The sequence below is a fragment of the Neisseria sp. 83E34 genome (genome assembly GCF_001308015.1).
Taxonomy (GTDB): Bacteria; Pseudomonadota; Gammaproteobacteria; order Burkholderiales; family Neisseriaceae; genus Neisseria.
In genome coordinates, this window is the sequence record NZ_LGYH01000007.1 from 87,494 (window position 1) to 107,866 (window position 20,373).

16 protein-coding genes and 1 riboswitch are annotated in these 20,373 nt (G+C 49.3%); of the genes, 8 read left to right on the forward strand and 8 right to left on the reverse strand.

Translation table 11 applies throughout. From position 1 onward, the window contains the following. Positions 1-58 precede the first annotated feature (58 nt). Both AKG09_RS08340 and AKG09_RS08345 read right to left on the reverse strand, forming a co-directional pair. The gene (locus AKG09_RS08340; RefSeq protein WP_054618986.1) at positions 59-1,474 is read right to left on the reverse strand and encodes a surface lipoprotein assembly modifier; all 1,416 of its coding nucleotides are present in this window, start codon (positions 1,472-1,474) and stop codon (positions 59-61) included. Positions 1,475-1,591: 117 nt separating this feature from the next. Then, a complete protein-coding gene (locus AKG09_RS08345) occupies positions 1,592-2,320 on the reverse strand; it encodes a Slam-dependent surface lipoprotein (protein ID WP_054618987.1) in 729 nt (242 codons plus the stop codon). A gap of 355 nt (positions 2,321-2,675) precedes the next feature. On the opposite strand from AKG09_RS08345, the gene AKG09_RS11930 reads away from it, so the two are divergent. Together AKG09_RS11930 and fghA are read left to right on the forward strand one after the other, a co-directional pair. Continuing rightward, positions 2,676-2,813 carry a hypothetical protein gene (locus AKG09_RS11930; protein WP_156320827.1) on the forward strand — a complete coding sequence of 46 codons (138 nt, stop codon included), beginning with the start codon at positions 2,676-2,678 and terminating at the stop codon, positions 2,811-2,813. Positions 2,814-2,841: 28 nt separating this feature from the next. Beyond that, entirely contained in the window at positions 2,842-3,684 is an 843-nt protein-coding gene (gene fghA / locus AKG09_RS08350; RefSeq protein WP_054618988.1) for an S-formylglutathione hydrolase, read from the forward strand. Positions 3,685-3,755: 71 nt separating this feature from the next. Here the strand turns inward: fghA and AKG09_RS08355 are convergent, their stop codons facing one another. Then, positions 3,756-4,139 (reverse strand): DUF488 domain-containing protein, encoded by a 384-nt coding sequence (locus AKG09_RS08355; protein WP_054618989.1) that lies wholly within the window; start codon positions 4,137-4,139, stop codon positions 3,756-3,758. 118 nt (positions 4,140-4,257) lie between these two features. Here AKG09_RS08355 and AKG09_RS08360 point away from each other — a divergent pair, with 118 nt between their 5' ends. After that, positions 4,258-4,992 (forward strand): TIGR00730 family Rossman fold protein, encoded by a 735-nt coding sequence (locus AKG09_RS08360; RefSeq protein WP_054618990.1) that lies wholly within the window; start codon positions 4,258-4,260, stop codon positions 4,990-4,992. A 405-nt stretch (positions 4,993-5,397) separates the two neighbouring features. Here AKG09_RS08360 and thiC read toward each other — a convergent pair whose 3' ends face one another. Both thiC and thiM read right to left on the reverse strand, forming a co-directional pair. Then, positions 5,398-7,272 (reverse strand): phosphomethylpyrimidine synthase ThiC, encoded by a 1,875-nt coding sequence (thiC, locus tag AKG09_RS08365; RefSeq protein WP_054618991.1) that lies wholly within the window; start codon positions 7,270-7,272, stop codon positions 5,398-5,400. Positions 7,273-7,369: 97 nt separating this feature from the next. Continuing rightward, positions 7,370-7,466, reverse strand: a riboswitch (TPP riboswitch). 215 nt (positions 7,467-7,681) lie between these two features. Beyond that, a complete protein-coding gene (thiM, locus tag AKG09_RS08370) occupies positions 7,682-8,482 on the reverse strand; it encodes a hydroxyethylthiazole kinase (RefSeq protein WP_054618992.1) in 801 nt (266 codons plus the stop codon). A gap of 168 nt (positions 8,483-8,650) precedes the next feature. Here thiM and AKG09_RS08375 point away from each other — a divergent pair, with 168 nt between their 5' ends. The 3 genes from AKG09_RS08375 to AKG09_RS08390 all read left to right on the forward strand — a co-directional run bounded on the left by AKG09_RS08375 (position 8,651) and on the right by AKG09_RS08390 (position 11,152). Beyond that, positions 8,651-8,914 (forward strand): cytochrome-c oxidase, encoded by a 264-nt coding sequence (locus AKG09_RS08375; RefSeq protein WP_231623920.1) that lies wholly within the window; start codon positions 8,651-8,653, stop codon positions 8,912-8,914. 237 nt (positions 8,915-9,151) lie between these two features. Then, complete coding sequence (locus AKG09_RS08380; protein ID WP_054618994.1) at positions 9,152-9,679, forward strand: PepSY domain-containing protein; 528 nt, start codon at positions 9,152-9,154, stop codon at positions 9,677-9,679. Between the two features lie 1,053 nt (positions 9,680-10,732). After that, positions 10,733-11,152, forward strand: coding sequence for an RDD family protein (locus tag AKG09_RS08390; RefSeq protein ID WP_054618996.1), 420 nt, complete (start codon positions 10,733-10,735; stop codon positions 11,150-11,152). Positions 11,153-11,431: 279 nt separating this feature from the next. On the opposite strand, the gene mnmG is transcribed toward AKG09_RS08390, so the two are convergent. After that, positions 11,432-13,318, reverse strand: coding sequence for a tRNA uridine-5-carboxymethylaminomethyl(34) synthesis enzyme MnmG (mnmG, locus tag AKG09_RS08395; protein WP_054618997.1), 1,887 nt, complete (start codon positions 13,316-13,318; stop codon positions 11,432-11,434). A 277-nt stretch (positions 13,319-13,595) separates the two neighbouring features. Between mnmG and AKG09_RS08400 the strand changes: the two genes are divergently transcribed. Together AKG09_RS08400 and purD are read left to right on the forward strand one after the other, a co-directional pair. Next, positions 13,596-13,805, forward strand: a complete 210-nt coding sequence (locus tag AKG09_RS08400; protein WP_054618998.1) for a hypothetical protein — start codon at positions 13,596-13,598, stop codon at positions 13,803-13,805. Between the two features lie 90 nt (positions 13,806-13,895). Further along, positions 13,896-15,167, forward strand: coding sequence for a phosphoribosylamine--glycine ligase (gene purD, locus AKG09_RS08405; protein ID WP_054618999.1), 1,272 nt, complete (start codon positions 13,896-13,898; stop codon positions 15,165-15,167). Between the two features lie 255 nt (positions 15,168-15,422). Here the strand turns inward: purD and AKG09_RS08410 are convergent, their stop codons facing one another. Together AKG09_RS08410 and AKG09_RS12365 are read right to left on the reverse strand one after the other, a co-directional pair. Then, positions 15,423-16,700 (reverse strand): NAD(P)/FAD-dependent oxidoreductase, encoded by a 1,278-nt coding sequence (locus AKG09_RS08410; protein WP_054619000.1) that lies wholly within the window; start codon positions 16,698-16,700, stop codon positions 15,423-15,425. Between the two features lie 184 nt (positions 16,701-16,884). Beyond that, the gene (locus tag AKG09_RS12365) at positions 16,885-20,097 is read right to left on the reverse strand and encodes a right-handed parallel beta-helix repeat-containing protein (protein WP_197272135.1); all 3,213 of its coding nucleotides are present in this window, start codon (positions 20,095-20,097) and stop codon (positions 16,885-16,887) included. Positions 20,098-20,373 lie beyond the last annotated feature (276 nt).

The following is a 20,373-nucleotide window of genomic DNA, read 5'->3' on the forward strand; positions in this document are numbered from 1 at the left end:
TGCCTGTCTGAAAAACTTTCAGACAGGCATGTTTATTAACTATGGCTTAATCGGTGCTTTAAAACATTTTCACCAATGATAATCCGACTTCATTTTGCCGGTATCGATACATCCATTTGATGTTGCTGTTTACCCGACGGTGTTTGAATGTAAAAGTCGGTTTCATGCCGGCAATGCTCCAGCGGTCGGCGCCTACGTTTAAGATGTAGATTTGTTCGTTATCGCGGCGGCGTTTTTCAAATATGCCGTCTTCACTTTTGTAGGAACGGTGCTGAAAAATTGCATGGGCGGAAGCGTCAAAGCCATTGGCAAACTGCTTGGCAGCACCCACGCGCAAAGCCGGCTGACGGTAGTCGCCCTGGCCGTCTTCGGTTTTGCGCTGTTGCCAGTCCAGGCCGCCGAAGAGTGCCCAGTCTTCACGCGGGCTGTAGGATAAGGTGTTGTACACAGCCAGCAACGTGCCATCGTTATGCGTATCTTCTTCGTTGAAATACTTGAGCTTTTTCCACTCGGTTTCAGTGTTCCACGACCAATTGCCTTTGTTTTCGTTCCATTCGGCACGCGCACCGTAAGCGCGGTGTGAGGCATGGCTGCCTTCGGCGCTCCATTCCCACAAAGGCGATAAGGTGAATGAGCGGCGGGCATTGGTAAACTGGTAACCGGCGCTGAGATTGAGCGTGTGTTCGTTATGCTCTTGATGATTGCGGTAAACTCGGCCGAAAGCCAACGCACGCGCAGCGATGCCGTGATGGCCCTGCACTTGCCAATGTTTGGTCGCAGCGGCTTCGTATTTGATACCTAAAGCGCTTTCCGGCTCCGGTGAACGCCAATAGTTGCCGATGCATTCTCCTTCAAATTCTTCCTCGCAATAAAAACCGCCCGCTCCTTCGTTGACATTGCTGTTCCACACGCCGCCCACATTTAATGAACCTTGCCAGCTTTGGCGCTTGTCTATGGCTGTCTGAAAAGACTGTATGTTGCTTAAAACAGGTTCGGGCAACGGCTCTCGCGCAGCTTTGGCAAATTCGGCTTCGGCTTCGCGGTTTAGGTGGTCGTCAAATAATAAGCGCGCCAAATCGAGGCGTCCGCGGGTGAAGTCGGGTTGGCGTTGCAGCAGGGTTTCGTATTTTTGCCGCGCTGCTTTCATATTGCCGTCGGCTTTGCTGATTGCGGCATCGGCAAACAGGGCTATGTCTTCATCATGATCCGGCTCTTGCCGGTATTGCACCAATAAGCGGCGCGCTGTCGGCCAGTCGCTGTTGTTGACCGCGAGAAACAGGGCTTCACCTGTATCTTGTTGGGTTGCTTGCCCAGGGGTTTCGATGCCTGTCTGAAAAGCGTTGTCGTCTACGTTTTTTTTCTCCTGCACTTGCACCGCCTGCCGGGTATTCTGCCAAAGACGCTGCGCCGTATCGTCTGCCGCAAAAGCAGGCAGGGAAACAGCCAGCCAAAGATACATGGTTTTTTTTAACATATATGCCTGTCTGAAAAGTTTGGGGGTTGGTTTTTCAGTGATTCAACTACTAAAGGCCCACTTTATTAAGCAGGCCTTCTATATGGATTAATCTTTATAGATTAAAGTTCCGTGATATTATTTTTTGGTGCCGCCGAAAGCTGTATCCAAGTTGCGGTTGGTTTTGAACTTGGTTACACCGGCCAGGCTGGATGCACCTTTGCCGAAGAAGTGGCCTTCGGTTTTACCGTAGTGGCCGTTGGCAACTGCATGGCCTTTGAATGAGGCTTTATGCGGGTTGATGCGAGAATGGATATCCATTTTCACATTTGAGTTCTTCATAGAACCGGCCAAGGTGCGTTTGCCGAAATCTGCATGCAGCTGACCGTGCAACTGGTTGTTACCGTTGTAGTTGTTGATGCCTTTCACGTTGTAAGTGGCTGTACCAGACATCGGCATATCGGTAGCACGTTTGTCGCCGGAGTAGAAAACGCCGCGGTTTTTGCCTTTCACATATTCGTTACCGTTCCACTCGCCATAGTAAACTTCAGAACCGCCGCTTTTAATGGTGTTGAAAGCGAACTTACCCATGTAGTTACCATGTTTTTGGTTGTGCGCATGAATGGTTTTCACACCGTTTTTGTCGGCACCGGCATGGTAGTGGTTCAAATATTTGTAGTGAACATGCGATTTTTTGGCTACTTTTTTCAGCAATTTTTCGCCCACTTCTTCAGAGGCCGGTTTGCCCCATTTTACTTTCTTAGCCGGCACCCAGCCTGCATCTTGATAGTAATAATCGGAACCGGCATAAGCGCCTGAACACAGCAAAGCAGCCATCAAAGTCAGCGCGGTTTTTTTGATATTCATAACGAACTCCTTAACGTAATGGACATTAGCAAGCCGCTTGCCACAGCTTTGAATAATCATCGCTGCATACGAAAAGCCCGCATTGCCCGTTGGGGGGATAATTTATAAGCTTTTTTAATTTCTATGGGCTCATTCTAAGCAAGTAAAGTTATGACAGAATTAGCGGATATTTAAATTGGATAAACTTGTGTATGATTATGTATAAAGCACACAGGCTTTGTGTTAAGCCCCATAAGATACTTGCTTGATTTTTTTTAAAATAAACTGAAACAACAAACAGTTAATTTAAACATTAAGCAACAAAAAGCATTAATCTGCTATATTCGGTTTGCTAATTAAAAACATGGCGCACAAAATGCCCTTACCTTACCGCACAAGCGCCAACTTGCTGTTGAAAATAACAGATACGGCTTTTAAAGTAACACCGAAAATGGCCGACAACATAAACCAAAATGCCTGTCTGAAAACTTTCAGACAGGCATCTTCCACTTAATATAGATAATATAGATAAAGTACAAACAATGAGCGATTTAACCCTGATTTCCCGCAATAAAATGTTCAACGGCCATCACGAGCGTTACCGCCATTTTTCCAAGAGCACGCAATGTGGGATGACTTTCGCCATCTATCTGCCCCCGCAGGCGCTGCAAGGTTATCGGGTGCCGGTTTTATATTGGCTCTCAGGCCTGACTTGCACGGATGAAAATTTTGCCACCAAAGCCGGTACGCAGCGTTTTGCGGCGCAATGGGGCATCGCGCTGGTGATACCGGACACGTCGCCGCGCGGCATTCAGGCGGCCGATGATGAAAGCGATGACTTAGGGCAAGGCGCCGGTTTTTATGTTAATGCCACCGAAGCACCGTGGGCGGCACATTACCGAATGTATGACTATGTGGTGCACGAGCTGCCTGCGCTGGTTGAAGCCAACTTCCCGGTAACCGACCAACGCAGCATCTTCGGCCACAGCATGGGCGGGCACGGCGCTTTGCAGATTGCTTTGAAAAACCCGGGGCGTTATGCCGCCGTGTCTGCTTTCGCGCCGATTGTAAACCCGAGTGAAACGCCTTTGGGCCAAAAAGCATTTGCGGCTTATCTGGGCGACAACCCGGCGGCATGGGCGCAATACGACAGCACGGAATTGGTTAAGCATGCCGAAAAGAAACTGCCGATTCTGATTGACCAGGGCGATGCCGACGATTTCTACCCCGAAGAGCTGCAACCGGAAAAATTCGTGGCCGCCGCGCGCAATCAGGGCTTTAATGTTCAACTTAATATGCGCAAAGGCTATGACCACAGCTATTTCTTTATCGCCAGCTTTATCGATGTGCATATTGAATTTCATGCCGATGCTTTGGGCTTGTAACATTAGCCGGAAAACATAGGCCTGTCTGAAAACTCACGGGATTACCGCAGCCTTTCAGACAGGCATGGTTGTCAAACTGAATTATCCGCTTCAATAAAAGGTTCGCCCAAATAATGCAGCAACACAGCCACGTGCGATTGCTTAGGCGACTTCACCGCAGTAAGCAGCCGCACTTCGGCATATTGCTCTGCCAGGCGGCGCAATTCCGATAAGGCCTGCTGCGCCGCAGGTTCTTGCAACTCGGCCAGATAACGGACGCTAAATTCACCGTATCGCGCTTGCGGCGCCTCGTGATACCAACGGCGTAGAGCCGACGATGGCGTTAGATCGTTCAGCCGGATAACATGCCGCATGTTTTCTTTGGCAATCCCGCGCGGATACAGGCGGTCAACCCATACGGCACAAGCCCGCTCAGGCAGCGTATGAAACGCATAAATACGTTGCACGGTAAACATATTGCAAACCTTTCATTCAATATCTGCGTAATATAGTCAATGCGGGGCGCGCGGTATGAAAATTTAGATTTCATGGCTATAATAGCCCAAAATTCAAAACATTATCCAAGCACCCATCATGAGCCTGAATCACAAACTGCCCGTACCCTCACTACCCGAAGAAATCCGTTCCGACATCCGCGCACGCGAGTCTTACCACTTGCTCAAAATCATGTCGGAATTTGTAGAAGCGGGTGAAGAGCTGCGTGCCATCCAGCCGGCAGTGAGCATCTACGGCAGCGCACGCACACCTGCCGACCACCCCGATTACCTGTTCACCGAACGGCTCGCCCGCAAACTTTCCGATGCCGGCTTTTCCGTGATTTCAGGCGGCGGCCCCGGCATTATGGAAGCCGCCAACAAAGGCGCATTTGCAGGCAAAAGCCCGGCTGTCGGCCTCAACATCACGCTGCCGCACGAGCAGGCGGCCAACCCCTACCAAGACCTTTCGGTCACTTTCCAGCATTTCTTCCCGCGCAAAGTGATGTTTGTCAAACACGCCGTAGCCTATGTAACCATGCCTGGCGGCTTCGGCACGCTGGACGAACTGTTTGAAAGCCTCACGCTCGTGCAAACCGGCAAAACGCCCACCCGCCCGATTATCCTCGTAGGCGAAACTTTTTGGCGCGGCCTGATTGACTGGGTTAAAGAGCAGCTGCTCGCCAAAGGCATGATCAACCCCGAAGATATGGATTTAATCCGGCTATTGGACGATGAAGACGAAATCGTCGCCTATATTTTCGAGCACTACGAACGCACGCAAAACGGCTTTTGCAACATCTCAATCCAAAACACTTGGGAGCTGGGTTTGTAGGCAATAAATAGGTTGCTGAAGATTGTGAGTATGGCGGAAATAATAGGAATGCCTGTCTGAACACAGTAGTTGTTCAGACAGGCATTGCATTAGAAAACCGACATATACCCAAGCAAATAAAAATCGGTATATATAGCAGACAAACTTATTTTTGATACAAGGCAGCAAGCCGCAAACTTGGCGGTATGGTGAATCAACTAAAAAATAGTACACTCGTCATACTCGGGCTTGACCCGAGTATCTTGAGTTTCAATAACTTTAGGAGATACTCGGGTCAAGCCCGAGTATGACGGAATCGTTATTATATAAGTGGATTAACTATAACAAAGCGGCTGAAAAAACAAAATGCCTGTCTGAAAACTCATATTGCTCATTTTCAGACAGGCATTTGCTTATTCATGTTGCTTAGCTGTAAATCTCAGCACCTTTCTTCATAAACTCAATCGCTTTTTCTTCCATGCCTTTTTGCGCGGCGGCGTAGTCGCGTACTTCCTGCGTGATTTTCATCGAGCAGAATTTGGGGCCGCACATCGAGCAGAAGTGGGCGATTTTCGCGCCTTCGGCGGGCAGGGTTTGGTCGTGATAGCTTTCGGCGCGCTCGGGGTCGAGGCCGAGGCGGAACTGGTCGCGCCAGCGGAATTCAAAGCGGGCTTTCGATAAAGCGTTGTCGCGCAACTGCGCGCCCGGCCAGCCTTTGGCCAAGTCGGCGGCATGGGCGGCCAGTTTGTAAGTGATGATGCCGGTGCGCACGTCTTCTTTGTCGGGCAAGCCCAAGTGTTCTTTCGGGGTTACGTAGCAAAGCATGGCCGTTCCGTACCAGCCGATATTGGCCGCGCCGATGCCGGAGGTGATGTGGTCGTAGCCGGGGGCAATATCGGTAACCAAGGGGCCGAGGGTGTAGAACGGCGCTTCAAAGCAGTGTTGCAGCTCTTCGGTCATGTTTTGTTTCACGCGTTGCAGCGGCACATGGCCGGGGCCTTCGATCATCACTTGCACGTCGTGTTTCCACGCTTTGGCAGTAAGTTCGCCCAGCGTGTGCAACTCGCCGAACTGCGCGGCATCGTTGGAATCGGCAATGCAGCCTGGACGCAGGCCGTCGCCGAGGCTGAACGACACGTCGTAAGCCTTCATGATTTCGCAGATTTCGTCGAAATGGGTGTAGAGGAAGTTTTCCTGATGGTGGGCCAAACACCATTTCGCCATAATCGAACCGCCGCGCGACACGATGCCGGTAATACGCTCGGCCGTGAGCGGCACATAGCGCAGCAGCACGCCCGCATGGATGGTGAAATAATCCACGCCTTGCTCTGCCTGCTCGATTAAGGTGTCGCGGAACAGCTCCCAAGTCAGGTCTTCGGCGATGCCGCCGGTTTTTTCCAAAGCCTGATAAATCGGCACGGTGCCGATGGGCACGGGCGCGTTGCGGATAATCCATTCGCGCGTTTCGTGAATATGCGCGCCGGTGGACAAGTCCATAATCGTGTCGGCACCCCAACGCAGCGACCACACCATTTTTTCCACTTCTTCGGTAAGCGAAGAGGTAACGGCGGAATTGCCCAAGTTGCCGTTGATTTTCACGCGGAAATTGCGGCCGATAATCATCGGCTCCAACTCGGGGTGGTTGATGTTGGCAGGAATAATCGCGCGGCCGGCGGCGATTTCGCTGCGCACGAATTCGGGCGTGATTTGGTCGGGGTGGGTGGGCAGGTTGGCGCCGAAATGTTCGCCCGCGTGCTGCTTGATGATTTTAGCGTAACGCGGGTCGCGCCAGATTTCTTCCATTTTCATGCGCTCGCGGATGGCGACGAACTCCATCTCCGGCGTGATGATGCCTTGGCGCGCATAGTGCATCTGGGTAACGTTTTTACCCGCTTTGGCGCGGCGCGGCTGAGTAATTTGATTGAAGCGCAGATGGGCGGTTTTCGGGTCATGAGCACGTTCGAGGCCGTATTCGCTCGACAAACCGGGCAGTATTTCGGTGTCGCCGCGCTCGTCTATCCACGCGCCGCGTACATCGGGCAGGCCTTGTTTGAGGTCGATTTTGGCCGACGGATCGCCATACACGCCGCTGGTGTCGTACACCGGAATCGGCGGGTTGGGTTCGCGGCCTTTGTCGGTAACGGTGTCGTCTTGGGCGATTTCACGCAGCGGCACGCGGATGTCGGCGCGGCTGCCTGAGAGATAAACTTTGGTGGAATTGGGATAGGCAAACTGAATACCTAAATCATGGGAAAGCTGGTCGAGTTGCTTGGCTTCGTTGCCGGTAGTCTTGGTGGCCATAAAAATGCTCCTGTTTCTCGGTTGGGGTGATGAAACAGGAGCGTTGTGTCGGGTTTTCAAGTAAAGGCTTTGGTTTCGGTTTATGCCTGTCTGAAAAGCAGCTTCGCTGAAAACTCCCCACGCAAGTATTATCTTGTTCGGGTAAAAGGGTAACTCTCAGCCGCCTTATTCGGGCAGCACCCCTGTTTCTTAAGGCCGATTAAAACATAAAGCACGGATGCTTGCAAATGCCTGTCTGAAAAATAAGTCTTTTTCAGACAGGCATTTGCAAGCATCATAATAGTTCAACCGCTTACAGTGTCCGCTTACCGTCATACTCGGGCTTGACCCGGGTATCTTCATGTTCGGCAATACTGCGGGATGCTCGGGTTATCCCTGAGCATAACAGGTTACGGTTATAAAAGCTGATTCACGATAAAGCTTCCAGCAGGCAGCCTTGCCGGATAGCCGGTTCGGGCAAGGTATATAAAGCATCTAACAATTCGGCTTGCAAACTGCCCGGGCCGCGTGCGGTTGCGGCAACGGTTTGACCGCACAGTCCGTAATACGCGAGCGCGGCGGCCGCTGTAGCAGGCAAGTTTTCGGAATAGGTGGCAGCAAAAGCAGCCACAACGGATGAAGATGTGCAGCCTGTGCCCACCAGTGCCGCCATCATCGGGTGGCCGTTGCGGCAGGCGTAGGTTTCGGTGCCGTTGGTGATGTAATCGGTGGCGCCGGTCATGGCGATGGTGCAGCAATAGCGTTCGGCGGCCTGACGGGCAAGTTCCAGCGCCTGCTTGGGCGCGCTGCCCGCATCAATGCCTTTGCTTTGGTGCGCCACGCCGATAAGCTCGGCAATTTCTCCGGCATTGGCGCGAATGATGCTTACCGGATATTGCGCCAGCAGCGATAGCGCGGTTTCTCGGCGAAACGCCGTCGCCCCCACGCCTACGGGGTCGAACACCACCGGAATGCCTTTGTCTGCCGCCGCTTGCATGGAAAGCTGCATGGCGGCGATGGTATGCCGGTTGAGCGTGCCGAGGTTAACAACCAGCGCATCGGCAAGGCCGGTCATTTCTGCGGCCTCTTCAACCGCGTCGGCCATAATCGGCGACGCTCCGACTGCGCTCAAAGCATTGGCCTGAAAAGGCGCAGCGACATAGTTGGTAATGTTGTGAACCAAAGGGTTGCGGCGGCGCACGGCGGCAACCATATCGGCAACGGAAATCATGATTATACGGCTCCTAAGCAGCGGTTTAATTTCAAACGATTAAAACATAAAGGCAAAAAGCTTGTAAAACACAATGCCTGTCTGAACAACATTTCAGACAGGCATACGATAGTCAATACACATAAAATGCTGTATGGTATTCATTCCACAACCAAGAGGAGCTTTACCATGAGCCTGTTTAAAAAAGACGATGTGGATCTGAGCAAAATCAAACCACAACCCTATGAAAGCTTTGAAGAAGCCGAGCGCCGGCGCGAAGAAGAAGCCACCGAGGTGCACGAGCCATTAACCGAGCGGCAGAAAGAAATCGTACGCGAACAAAGCGGCATCAACCCGATTACCCAAACCGTGAGCGATGCGATGAAAGAAGTAAACGACGTTCCCGAAATCGACCGCAAATTCGAAGGCTTTATAGAAGAAGACAAAAAATAAAGCACTGCTATCGAAATGCCTGTCTGAAAACATATCTTTCAGACAGGCATCCGCTATAGTGCATCAACTGAAAAACAGTACGCTCGTCATACCCGGGTCAAGCCCGAGCATGACGGCGCTGTGACTATGTAAGTGGTTTAACTATCATACATTACAAAAAATTAACATTCCCCCTAATTTCCCACTAAATATCAGCCTGCAATATAACGGCATGAAAAACGTGAAAGGAATAAATCAATGTTTAACACAACAAAAAAACTGATTGTTGCCACCGCCCTGATTCTCGCAACCGCTTCCACCGGCGCCATCGCCGCCGACGCATATGTTTCCCCCAAGCATGCCGCCTTGGCACAAAGCAAAACTTCCACCGTTCAAGCCATTGATATCGCATCTAAAAAAGTGAAAGGTTATGCTGAAGAAGTGAATTTCGAACACAAAAGCATCAGCAACTATTACGAAGTCGACATCATTGCCAACGGCCAAAAACACGAAATCAAAATAGATGCAACCAGCGGCAACATTCTGGCAGAAAAAGTAAACCCCTATTACAACCAACCCGCCGCACAACCTGCCGTTTCCCTCAAACAAGCCGTTACAGCAGCATTGGCTAAAACCGGCGGTCACGCCAAAGAAGCCGACCTGAAACACAGAGCCGGCGAAGTGTTTTACAAAGTGGAAACCGTAAACAACGGCCAAAAACAATATGTGAAAGTTAACGCAAAAACCGGCGCAGTAGAAGCCGTGCAGCCGCACGACCATTTTTAATTGCTACTGTGTTGCCAAACCGCCTGATTGAATTCAGGCGGTTTTTTGTTATGGGGAAAAGGAATGCCTGTCTGAAAGTTTGAGCTTCGCAGAAACTCGCGCAGCTTGTTTTCAGACAGGCATTTTTAAAATGTTTTGATTGGGACAAGTAATTCTCTTTGCATAAATTAATTTATTTTAAACAAAATAATCAAGGTTGTTGAAACTTTTGAATATTTGAAATTAGATTAGCAAGATGTTATTTTTGATTTGTTTAATCTTTTCATACAGTTAATGACAAATAGAATTATGGTAAACAAAATATTTACCTGTTTGAATAACTCTACCCGATTTCATAACATAAAGAAATTAGCTTTATTTTGGGTATTTTTTTCAATCTTATTAAATTTATTTTGTATATATTTTATCGGATATAAGTCGATCTATGGCATATATGATCGTGAAGAAATATATATAAATAATGTTTCTATCAGTATTTTGGGCAGGCCATATGATAAATCCTTATTAATTAGTGATACAGTAAATGAATACAAGGCTAGTTGTCTTGGGGTGGTTAATTCTATTTGTGATAGTTATTTCAATAAATCTATATCAGTAAATAAGTTAAAATTTATTAGAATGGTTGGAAATTCTGGTTTTATTTCATATATAGAATTCATTAATCCTAAAAACAACAATAAAGTAATAATTAACAATAAAAACAATGAAAAGGAATTAGAATTTCAGTATAAGAAACAACAGAGAATTATTTTTTATATTGTGATTTTCTCAAATTTTTTAGCAATTTTTTTATATTTCTATGGGGTTTTAATATATACAAATCACGTAAATTATCAAAAAAAATAATATCAAGTAGTTAAAAAAATAGCAGCAAATGTAAGAATCTATGCGCAATTTAAAAAGGGGCTGAAGCAGATTAATGTGATAACTAATCTGCTTCGGCTCCTTAATTTTTCATACAAATTTCATACAAGGAAGACAATGCCTTGTTGACTCAAGTAAATGATTGATTGAATAATGGAAAAAACCAACCAATTGCAGGAGGAAAGTTAAATGAACTACGCAGGTTTTTGGATTCGTACGGCTGCAGGGATTATTGATACCATCATTTTAATGATCGTGATTCTACCGTTGATGTATCTGATTTATGGTGACGCTTATTTTGTCATGAGCGAAGAAATACGGTATTCGTTTGGTTTTTGGGATACCTTCCTAAATTACATTTTTCCCGCCATCTTTACTCTGTTTTTCTGGAACAAGTTTGCCGCCACGCCCGGAAAAATGTTGTTGGCTTTGAAGGTAGTGGATGCGGAAACGGGCAAGGATATTGATTTACGCCAATCCATTATCCGCTACGTAGGCTATTTTATCGCCATTTTGCCTTTGTTCTTAGGTCTGATCTGGATAGCTTTTGATAAACGCAAGCAAGGTTGGCATGACAAAATAGCGGGAACGGTAGTGGTAAGGAAATAGTTTATGTCGAAATAAAATGCCTGTCTGAAAAATTTTCAGACAGGCATTTTTATTGATCGTATATTCTGCAGTTTATCTCCATGCAACTTAAATAATAAACGCTTTTAAGACTATCTGAAACCTTAGCTATATCCACTCTACCCGCCGGTGCCGCCAAAAGAAGTGAGATTTTCGGGAGACAAGGCCGATCTTAGAGCATTCGGAAGATACTCGGTTCAAGCCAGAATATGGCGAGCTACTATTTTTAAGTTGATTCACGATAGATGCAGACACTCCTCCTTACTTCGCATCCTTAAACCCACGCTTCAAATGCACCATCAGCAAAGCAACGGCTGCGGGGGTTACGCCGGAAATGCGCGAGGCTTGGCCTACTGTTTCGGGGCGGTTGAGGTTGAGTTTCTGCTGCACTTCCGCCGACAAGCCTTTAACTTTGCTGTAATCGATTTCAGACGGCAGTTTCAGGGTTTCGATATCGCGGCGGCCTTCGATTTCTTCGTTTTGGCGGTCGATATAGCCCTGATATTTCACTTGGATTTCTACCTGTTCGATCACGTTTTCAGACAGGCATTGTTCGGGCTGCGCGCCTTCCAACGTCATCAGTGAGGCGTAGTCGATATTGGGGCGGCGCAAGAGGTCGTGCAGGCTGGCTTCGCGGGAGAGCTTTTGGCCGAACACGCGCTCTTGCTCGCTCACCGGCAGTTTGGCTGGGGTGTACCATGTGCTGCGCAGGCGTTGGATTTCGCGCTCGATTTGCTCGCGTTTCCGGTCGAACTGTTGCCATTGCTGCTCGGTAACGAGGCCGATTTTGTAGCCGGCTTCGGTAAGGCGCATGTCGGCGTTGTCTTCCCTGAGTTGCAGGCGGTATTCGGCGCGGCTGGTGAACATGCGGTAAGGCTCGTTCACGCCTTTGGTGATTAAATCGTCCACCAACACGCCGAGGTAGGCTTGTTCGCGGCGCAGGGTAAGCGGCTCTTGTTCGCGGATGTATTGTACGGCGTTCGCGCCTGCCAGCAAGCCTTGTGCGGCGGCTTCTTCATAGCCGGTGGTGCCGTTGATTTGTCCGGCAAAAAACAGGCCGTTGATGGTTTTGGTTTCAAGGCTGGCTTTGAGGTTGCGCGGGTCGAAATAGTCGTATTCGATGGCGTAGCCGGGGCGCAGTATGTGGGCGTTTTCCAAGCCTTTCATGGAGCGCACGAGGGCAAGCTGGATGTCGAACGGCAGGCTGGTGGAGATGCCGTTCGGGTAGTATTCGTTGGTGGTCAAGCCTTCCGGTTCTAGGAAAATCTGATGGCTGTCTTTGTCGGCGAAGCGGTTGATTTTGTCTTCAATCGAGGGGCAGTAGCGCGGGCCGACGCCTTCGATTTTGCCGGTAAACATGGGGCTGCGGTCGAAGCCGGAGCGGATGATATCATGGGTTTGCTGGTTGGTGTGGGTAATCCAGCAGGATACTTGGCGCGGGTGCAATTCGGCGCTGCCGCGCACGGAAAACACGGGAACGGGCGTGTCGCCGGGCTGCTCGGTAAGTTGTGAGAAATCAATAGTGCGCCCGTCAATGCGAGGCGGGGTGCCGGTTTTGAGGCGCGACACGGGTAATGCTAATTCTTTCAGACGGCCTGACAAGCCTTGCGCGGCCGGGTCGCCTGCGCGCCCGCCGGCATAGTTTTCCAAGCCGATATGGATTTTACCGGCGAGGAATGTGCCTGCGGTGAGCACCACGGAGCGCGCTTTGAATTCGACGCCCATGGCGGTAGCGACGCCGGAAACGTGGTCGCCTTCTACGGTGATGTCTTCCACCGCCTGCTGGAAAATCTCGAGATTAGGCTGATTTTCCAGCATCTCGCGGATGGCGGCTTTGTAAAGAATGCGGTCGGCTTGGGCGCGGGTGGCGCGAACGGCCGGGCCTTTGCTGGCGTTCAGACGGCGGAACTGAATGCCCGACATATCGGTAGCCAGCGCCATGGCGCCGCCGAGTGCATCCACTTCGCGCACGAGATGGCCTTTGCCGATGCCGCCGATGGAAGGGTTGCACGACATTTGGCCGAGGGTTTCGATATTGTGCGACAACAATAAAGTTTGCGCGCCCATGCGCGCGGCGGCAAGGGCGGCTTCGGTGCCGGCGTGCCCGCCGCCGACTACGATGACATCATAGGTTTTGGGGTAAATCATGGTATTGAATGCAATAGGAAAAATAGCGTGATTGTACGCGCTTTTGAGGCTGTCTGAAACTGGTTTGATGGTTTCAGACAGCCTCGTTGTGTATGCTCTGTCTGATAGGTTTGGCGACTTCCCCACAGGTTAAAGGGGTTAAATTTAATGGGGCTGAAGTAGATTAGCCTTCAACATATTAAATGAAAATTTTTGAAAACCAGCCGGGCAAATGCGGAACATTTCATTTGCCCGGTTGTATAACAGATCAAATATCAAATGTTATTTTGGAGCTTATATGAATACAAAAGAAAGCATACTCAAACCCGGCGAGCAAATAATGTTTGCGATTGTATTGATGGTGTTGTTTCTTATGTTTTATTTTGCATCGGGATACAGCTTCTTAAACTCAGTGCTGCTTAGCGCAGGCTTCACGCTGATAATTCTTACAGTCAGGGTAACTATGCTTAAGTTAGCTAAGAAAATGCATAATAAAAAAGAAGAATAAAATGCTTTCGGCAGCGGCGGGCTTTCAGACAGGCATATCGTGAAATCCGCTATAATGCCTGTCTGAAACCTTACCGCACAAAGGAAAACTATGAAACTTCTCGTTATCGGCAGCGGCGGGCGCGAACACGCTTTAGCTTGGAAGCTGGCGCAATCGCCCAAAGTGGAAACCGTTTTTGTCGCCCCGGGCAACGCGGGCACGGCGCAAGAGCCTAAATTGCAGAATCTCGATAAAACTGCGCATCAAGATTTAATCGCGTTTTGCCAAGCCGAACATATCGCCTTTACCGTGGTCGGCCCCGAAGCGCCGCTGGCCGCCGGCATTGTAGACGACTTCCGCGCCGCCGGCCTGCCCGTGTTCGGCCCCACCCGCGCTGCCGCGCAGCTGGAAAGCTCGAAAGACTTTGCCAAAGCGTTTATGAAAAAACACGGCATCCCCACCGCGCAATACCAAACCTTCGAACAAGCCGAGCAGGCACATGAGTATGTGAACCAAAAAGGCGCGCCGATTGTGATTAAAGCCGACGGCCTGGCCGCAGGCAAAGGCGTGATTGTGGCGATGACTTTGGACGAAGCGCATGCCGCCATCGACGATATGCTGCTCGGCAACAAAATGGGCAACGCCGGCGCGCGCGTGGTGATTGAGGATTTCCTGCAGGGCGAAGAAGCCAGCTTTATTGTGATGGTTGACGGCGAGCATGTGTTGCCGATGGCCACCAGCCAAGACCACAAACGCCTGTTAAACAACGATCAAGGCCCCAACACCGGCGGCATGGGCGCATACAGCCCCGCGCCTGTGGTAACTGATGCCGTGCATGCGCGCGTGATGAACGAAATCATCCTGCCCACCGTGCGTGGCATGAAGGCCGACGGCAACGAATTTACCGGCTTCCTCTATGCCGGCCTGATGATAGACGAAAGCGGCGCGCCTTATACCATCGAGTTCAATTGCCGCTTCGGCGACCCCGAAACCCAACCGATTATGAGCCGCCTCAACAGCGATTTTGCCGATTTAATCCAAGCCGCACTCGAGCGCAAACTGAATAGCGTTGAAGCGGAATGGAGCCCGCAAACCGCAGTGGGTGTGGTGCTGGCGGCGCAAAATTACCCCGAAAGCCCGAAAAAAGGCGACGCCATTTCCGGCTTGGACGCAGCCAACAGCGTCGGCAAAGTGTTCCATGCAGGCACAATCAAAGGCAGCAGCGGTGAAACCCTTACCAACGGCGGCCGTGTACTCTGCGTGGTAGGCTTGGGCAACGGCGTGGCCGAAGCCAAAGCCAAAGCTTATCAGGCGCTCGGGCATATCTCGTTTGACGGCATGCAGTTCCGCACGGATATTGCAGATAAAGCCATCGGGCGCTGATGGTTTGTATCACAAATAAACTTAAAAAATAGTACGGCCGGCATGCTCGGGCTTGACCCGAATATCTTAAGTTCCAGAAATTTTAGGAGATGCTCTGGTCAAGCCCGAGCATGACAAAAAATAAGGTTATTTGCTACAACACAACAAAATGCCTGTCTGAAAATATTCAGACAGGCATTTTTATTATTGTAAACGCTTACTGTTATGATCAGGCTTTTGTTGTAGGCCGGGATACCTGTATCCGACTATTTATACTCATTCCGCACAAATCGCTTCCGCCGCACACACTGCCGACGACCATGCCCACTGAAAATTATAGCCGCCGAGCCAGCCGGTAATGTCCATTACTTCGCCGATAAAATATAAGCCGGGTTGCAGCTTGCTTTGCATGGTTTTGGCATCGATTTCTTTTACATTCACACCGCCACGGGTCACTTCGGCTTTTTTGTGGCCGTCGCTGCCGCTGGGCAGCAATGTCCAGTTATTCAAGCTGTGTCCGAGCCTCTGTAAAACTGCGTTGGGTATGTCGGCCCATTTCTGCGCGGCATAAGGTGCGAATGCTTCTTGCGCCAGCCAGAAATCCAACAGCCTGTCGGGCAAATCGGGGCAAAGTTGTTTGAGTGCGGTGTTAAGCTGGATCTTACGGCCGGTTTTGCCCTCGCATAAAGTTTGCGCCAGATCGGTGTGCGGGCACAAGTCGATGCGCAGGGTTTGGCCGGGCTGCCAGTAGCTGGAGATCTGCAAAATGGCCGGGCCGCTTAAGCCTTTGTGGCGGAACAGTAAATCTTCATCGAAAACGGTTACGCGTTTCCCCTCGCCGGTGCTGATGCACACGGGCAAGGCGATGCCGGAAAGCGTATGGTAGCCGTGTTGCTCCCAATGTTCGAAACGCAAAGGCACCAAAGCGGCTTCGGGCGGTACGATGCTGTGGCCGAACTGTTTGGCGAGCTCATAACCAAACGGCGTGGCCCCGATAGCAGGCGCGGCCAAACCGCCTGTGGCAATCACAAGATCGGCACAATGAAACACGCCGCTGCTGCTGCGTATCTCAAACCTGGCGATGCCTGTCTGAAAAACATGTACGGAATCAACACGGCAGCCGGTGTACCACTGAACCTGCCCTTTTCCACATTCGCTTTTCAGCATGGAGATAATCTCAACAGCGCTGCTGTTGCAAAACATCTGCCCCTTATGTTTTTCGTGATACGCAATACCGTGCCGCTCGACCAGATTAATAAAATCCCGACTGGTATAACGCGACAATGCATGGCGTACAAAGCGCGGTTGCTGTGATACAAAATAAGACGACCCGTCGCCGCCATCGAGGTTGCGGTTGGTAAAATTGCAGCGTCCTCCGCCGGAAATGCGGATTTTTTCTCCGATTTTTACTGCGTGGTCCAATAAAGCCACGCTTTTACCGTGCTGCCCGATGCGGACAGCACACATCATACCGGCAGCTCCTGCGCCGATAATCAGTGTATCGAAATAAAACGGGGAGGCTGCATTGGCAGCTATCTGCGGTGTTGAAGGCATAATGGATGATTCTGATTAAATTCAATGTGTGTGGATTATATAGTCAATCAAATTAAGAATGCCTGTCTGAAAACTTTGAAAAACGTTTTCAGACAGGCATCGCCATTAAACCAACCGATAAGCCGAATCATTAAATCAAGTTTGGCATGATAAAACCATTCGGTTTACCGGCTGTTGCGCGGTATTAATAAATGGTGAAATTAGAAGCGTTTAATTCGTAATTCACACCATCCAGCTCGGCAAACTGCACCGCGCTGAAATATTTACCGGAACCATCTGCATCATAAAACAGCTTATTGCCGTTTTGAATCACGCGTGTTTCTGCGGTTACGGCATTTGCTTGGGCAAACCAATCGCCCTCCAGTGCACCGAACACCAGCGTGCTCAAGCCGAGCTTATCACTGCCGGAAGTGAAGTCGGTAATTCTGTCTACCTCACCGTTTAACTGGGCACTAAACAGGAAAGTGTCATCACCGCCGCCGCCTGTTAGAATGTCTCTGCCCTCGCCGCCGATCAATGTGTCATTACCCAAGCCGCCATCGAGCTTATTATCCCCTACGTTGCCTTTGATAATGTTGTCCAGATCATTGCCCGTACCGTTAATAGACTTGATATTGAGCAATACCAGATTTTCTACGTTATCGGGCAATTTGTAATCGACTGTGCTGTACACCGTGTCTTTTCCGCCGTTGGCAGATTCTTTAATGGTATCTTTGACGTTGTCGATAAAATAGGTGTTATCGGCTGCAGAACCTACATAGCTCTGCACCGTGCCTTTCATATCGCCGTTGCTCTTATTCACAAATCCGTTGATATCGGCGCCATTCGTGTGGGTTTCAACAAATTGATGGAAGCCGCCGCCCATAACATGATTGCCGGTAAACTTCAAATCGTTTATATCGCCCACCAAATGCTCATTGCCATACAAACCTTTCGAGCTTTCCGCACCCATAAATAATACGGAAACCCGCTTGTTGGTTGCAGTGCTCGCTATAATGTTGTCCGTTACGCGCACATCGTTCAAATCACCGGTACCACCGTTGTAATTGGTGTAATGGCTCTTCTTGGTCACAATATCGTAAAGTGTCAACGGGCGCGGCATATACGCACCAATTACGTTTTTAGAGGAATTGCTGTCCCAGATCGACTCAACACCTACCACCTTACGGTTAACGTTGCCGTTCAGGGTATTGTGGCTGAACACAGTGCCGTTAGAATCCGTGCCGGTATAAAGCATCCAGCCGGTACCGAATTTGCTAGTGATATTCACTTCATTATGGGTGAATTTGTTGTTTTGGCTGCCTTGATATGCCTGTAACAAACCCTGTCCGCTCGCTTTGGAGCTGGAAACAATGTTTTTGCTGACGGTGTTGTCGTTCGACATGTAAGCAATATGTACAGCAGAAGATTTGCCTTCAGTCAGGTAGTTATTGATCACCTTGTTGTTATCGCTTCGGTTTTGCATAGAAATATTACGCATATTCTCGCTGATAACATTGTTGCTGATGGTACTGTTGGTCACACCCGAGAAGGAAATACCATAATAGCCGCCGGTAATTTTATTGCCGGTAATCAGAGCATCGGTAATCTGATACTTATTGTCGGCAACTTTCTTATCACCGCGGTATTCATGCCATTTGGTCAAACTGCCCGAATACAGGCTGGATTCAGACTGATTATAAAGAACAATGGCATAATTGGAATTTGCATCACTTTGTACACCTTCTTTCAAAACAATATTATTGTTTTTGATGGTCAGATCATCAATGTTGCCATCTTGTGTTACAAAGCTGATGGCTCTGTTTTTCACATTAACAAAATTATTGTTTTCAATGGTAACGCCGCTACTGTTGATGCCGGCAATCCCGCGCACGCCTTCCAGATTCTGTAAATCAAAAGTGAATCCTTCGATTTCCACATCTTTCACGTTTTTCGCAAGCGTGATACCGCTCTTGAAACCGCTGGTAATTCCCTTATAAACCAAAGTGGAATTATTGCCGCTTACATAGTCGGTGCCCGCTAAAACAACGGCGCCTTTTCCGCTCAGAACGAAAGTGCCGTTAGAAGGCATCTCCACGCCCAAGCCTTTTTTAGCAGCTACATTAATCGCTGATTGCAAAGCCGAAGTAATATCACCGCCGCCATTGTGAAATGCCGCCACTGATACACTGTCTTTAAACGTAGCACCCCATGTACCGGAGCCCCATTTGGTCGTATAGTCTCCGCCTGTGTCTTTGGTAAACAAAGTATGGTGGCTGCCGTCGCTGATCACAATATGTTTCAAACCGCTGTTGCCTGCGGCAGCTTTTGCTGCTTCCGCCGCATTTTTCACAACAGTATATGAAGCGCCTGATGGTACATTGCTGCTTACGAATGCACTCGTGGTTACTGTTTTTGGGCCAGTAGTAGTCAAATCGATCTCCTGTTTTTTGGGTATTCCAGCAAGAGTATTTGAGTTTCCTTCATTCTGTGTGTTGGCAGGGCTGCCGGTCAGGCCCTCCGCCTCCGACGCAGCAATTGCTACACTGCCGTTGATGGAAGGTTCTGCAACAACCTTCTCGTTGTTTTGAAGCGTACTGTGTATTACTTCATCAGAAGTTTCCTCAACCACTTCGGTTTTTCCGCTAGGTTGGGCTACTTCTTCAGTAATACTGGGCTTGCTGCTTGAATCTGTTTCCGATTTCCATTCAACAGAATCAGGCGCATCCTTTTCATTGTTATTAGGTTGAACCGTTTCTTGCGGTTGTTCTTCAGCAAGCGCCGGCTCGGCAGCCGGCTGCTCTGCGTTACCTTGCGGATGAGCCGGTTCTTCCGGCGCATTTGCTTGCATGGTTTTCTCTGCAATTGCAGCTTCTTGCTTGCTTTCCTCCACGCCTGGCGGATTAATTGCTTCATCAGCCGGACGATTTTCAGGAACCTCTGTATCTGCTTGAGGTTGGGCAGCAATATTTTCAGACAGGGTTGCTGCCGGTCTGTCAGGTATAACTGCGGCAGCTCTGTGCTTCCTGCCATCTGCTGCATCCGTATTTTTATCGTCCGAACCGGAGCCTCCGGCAGAAGCAAGGCCTGCAATCAAGCCCCCGCCCAAGCCCAAACCGGCCAGCCACGGATAAGGCGAAAAACCGGCAGCTTCTGCCGTCTGTATTTCAGTTGCCTCTATCTGCGCCTCTTGCGGCAAGTCAATCACGGCTGCATTCAGCTCATTAGCCGCATACTCGTTGCCCGATAATGTCGTACCGTCAAACTTCGTAGCCGGCATGGCTTCAATTGCTTCCGGCCCCTCTTGCGGCAGACTTAATGCCAGATCAGGCTCGAAAGCAGTAAAAAATGGAATGTCTTCATCAGTTGTAATGTGATTTTGGCTTAATTCAAAAGCCTTTATATTGGTCTTATTCATGGTTGTCGATTCTGATTTCATAATCTACAAAGCTCCCAAATAGTACAACACTTCCGTTATTATTTCACCACAAAACTAAAGATAATCGGCTCAAAAACTCGACAATCGGTTTATGTGTTGTTTTTTATGACTTGTTATTTACTTTTTATTCAAATTGCATTATTTTGATTGATTAAATTTTGCACTCGTCTATTGAGGGGATACGCGTCAAAAGGTTCAAAAAATATTGCGTCCGTAATATAAACACATAACGAACAATGACGAGTACATAACCAA

Coding starts and splice junctions, on each gene's coding strand:
- AKG09_RS08340 (WP_054618986.1), bottom strand. CDS start 1,474: ATGTTAAAAAAAACCATGTATCTTTGGCTGGCTGTTTCCCTGCCTGCT.
- AKG09_RS08360 (WP_054618990.1), top strand. CDS start 4,258: ATGAGCCTGAATCACAAACTGCCCGTACCCTCACTACCCGAAGAAATC.
- thiC (WP_054618991.1), bottom strand. CDS start 7,272: ATGGCCACCAAGACTACCGGCAACGAAGCCAAGCAACTCGACCAGCTT.
- AKG09_RS11930 (WP_156320827.1), top strand. CDS start 2,676: ATGCCCTTACCTTACCGCACAAGCGCCAACTTGCTGTTGAAAATAACA.
- AKG09_RS12365 (WP_197272135.1), bottom strand. CDS start 20,097: ATGAATAAGACCAATATAAAGGCTTTTGAATTAAGCCAAAATCACATT.
- AKG09_RS08390 (WP_054618996.1), top strand. CDS start 10,733: ATGAACTACGCAGGTTTTTGGATTCGTACGGCTGCAGGGATTATTGAT.
- fghA (WP_054618988.1), top strand. CDS start 2,842: ATGAGCGATTTAACCCTGATTTCCCGCAATAAAATGTTCAACGGCCAT.
- mnmG (WP_054618997.1), bottom strand. CDS start 13,318: ATGATTTACCCCAAAACCTATGATGTCATCGTAGTCGGCGGCGGGCAC.
- AKG09_RS08380 (WP_054618994.1), top strand. CDS start 9,152: ATGTTTAACACAACAAAAAAACTGATTGTTGCCACCGCCCTGATTCTC.
- AKG09_RS08355 (WP_054618989.1), bottom strand. CDS start 4,139: ATGTTTACCGTGCAACGTATTTATGCGTTTCATACGCTGCCTGAGCGG.
- purD (WP_054618999.1), top strand. CDS start 13,896: ATGAAACTTCTCGTTATCGGCAGCGGCGGGCGCGAACACGCTTTAGCT.
- AKG09_RS08410 (WP_054619000.1), bottom strand. CDS start 16,700: ATGCCTTCAACACCGCAGATAGCTGCCAATGCAGCCTCCCCGTTTTAT.
- AKG09_RS08375 (WP_231623920.1), top strand. CDS start 8,651: ATGAGCCTGTTTAAAAAAGACGATGTGGATCTGAGCAAAATCAAACCA.
- thiM (WP_054618992.1), bottom strand. CDS start 8,482: ATGATTTCCGTTGCCGATATGGTTGCCGCCGTGCGCCGCCGCAACCCT.
- AKG09_RS08400 (WP_054618998.1), top strand. CDS start 13,596: ATGAATACAAAAGAAAGCATACTCAAACCCGGCGAGCAAATAATGTTT.
- AKG09_RS08345 (WP_054618987.1), bottom strand. CDS start 2,320: ATGAATATCAAAAAAACCGCGCTGACTTTGATGGCTGCTTTGCTGTGT.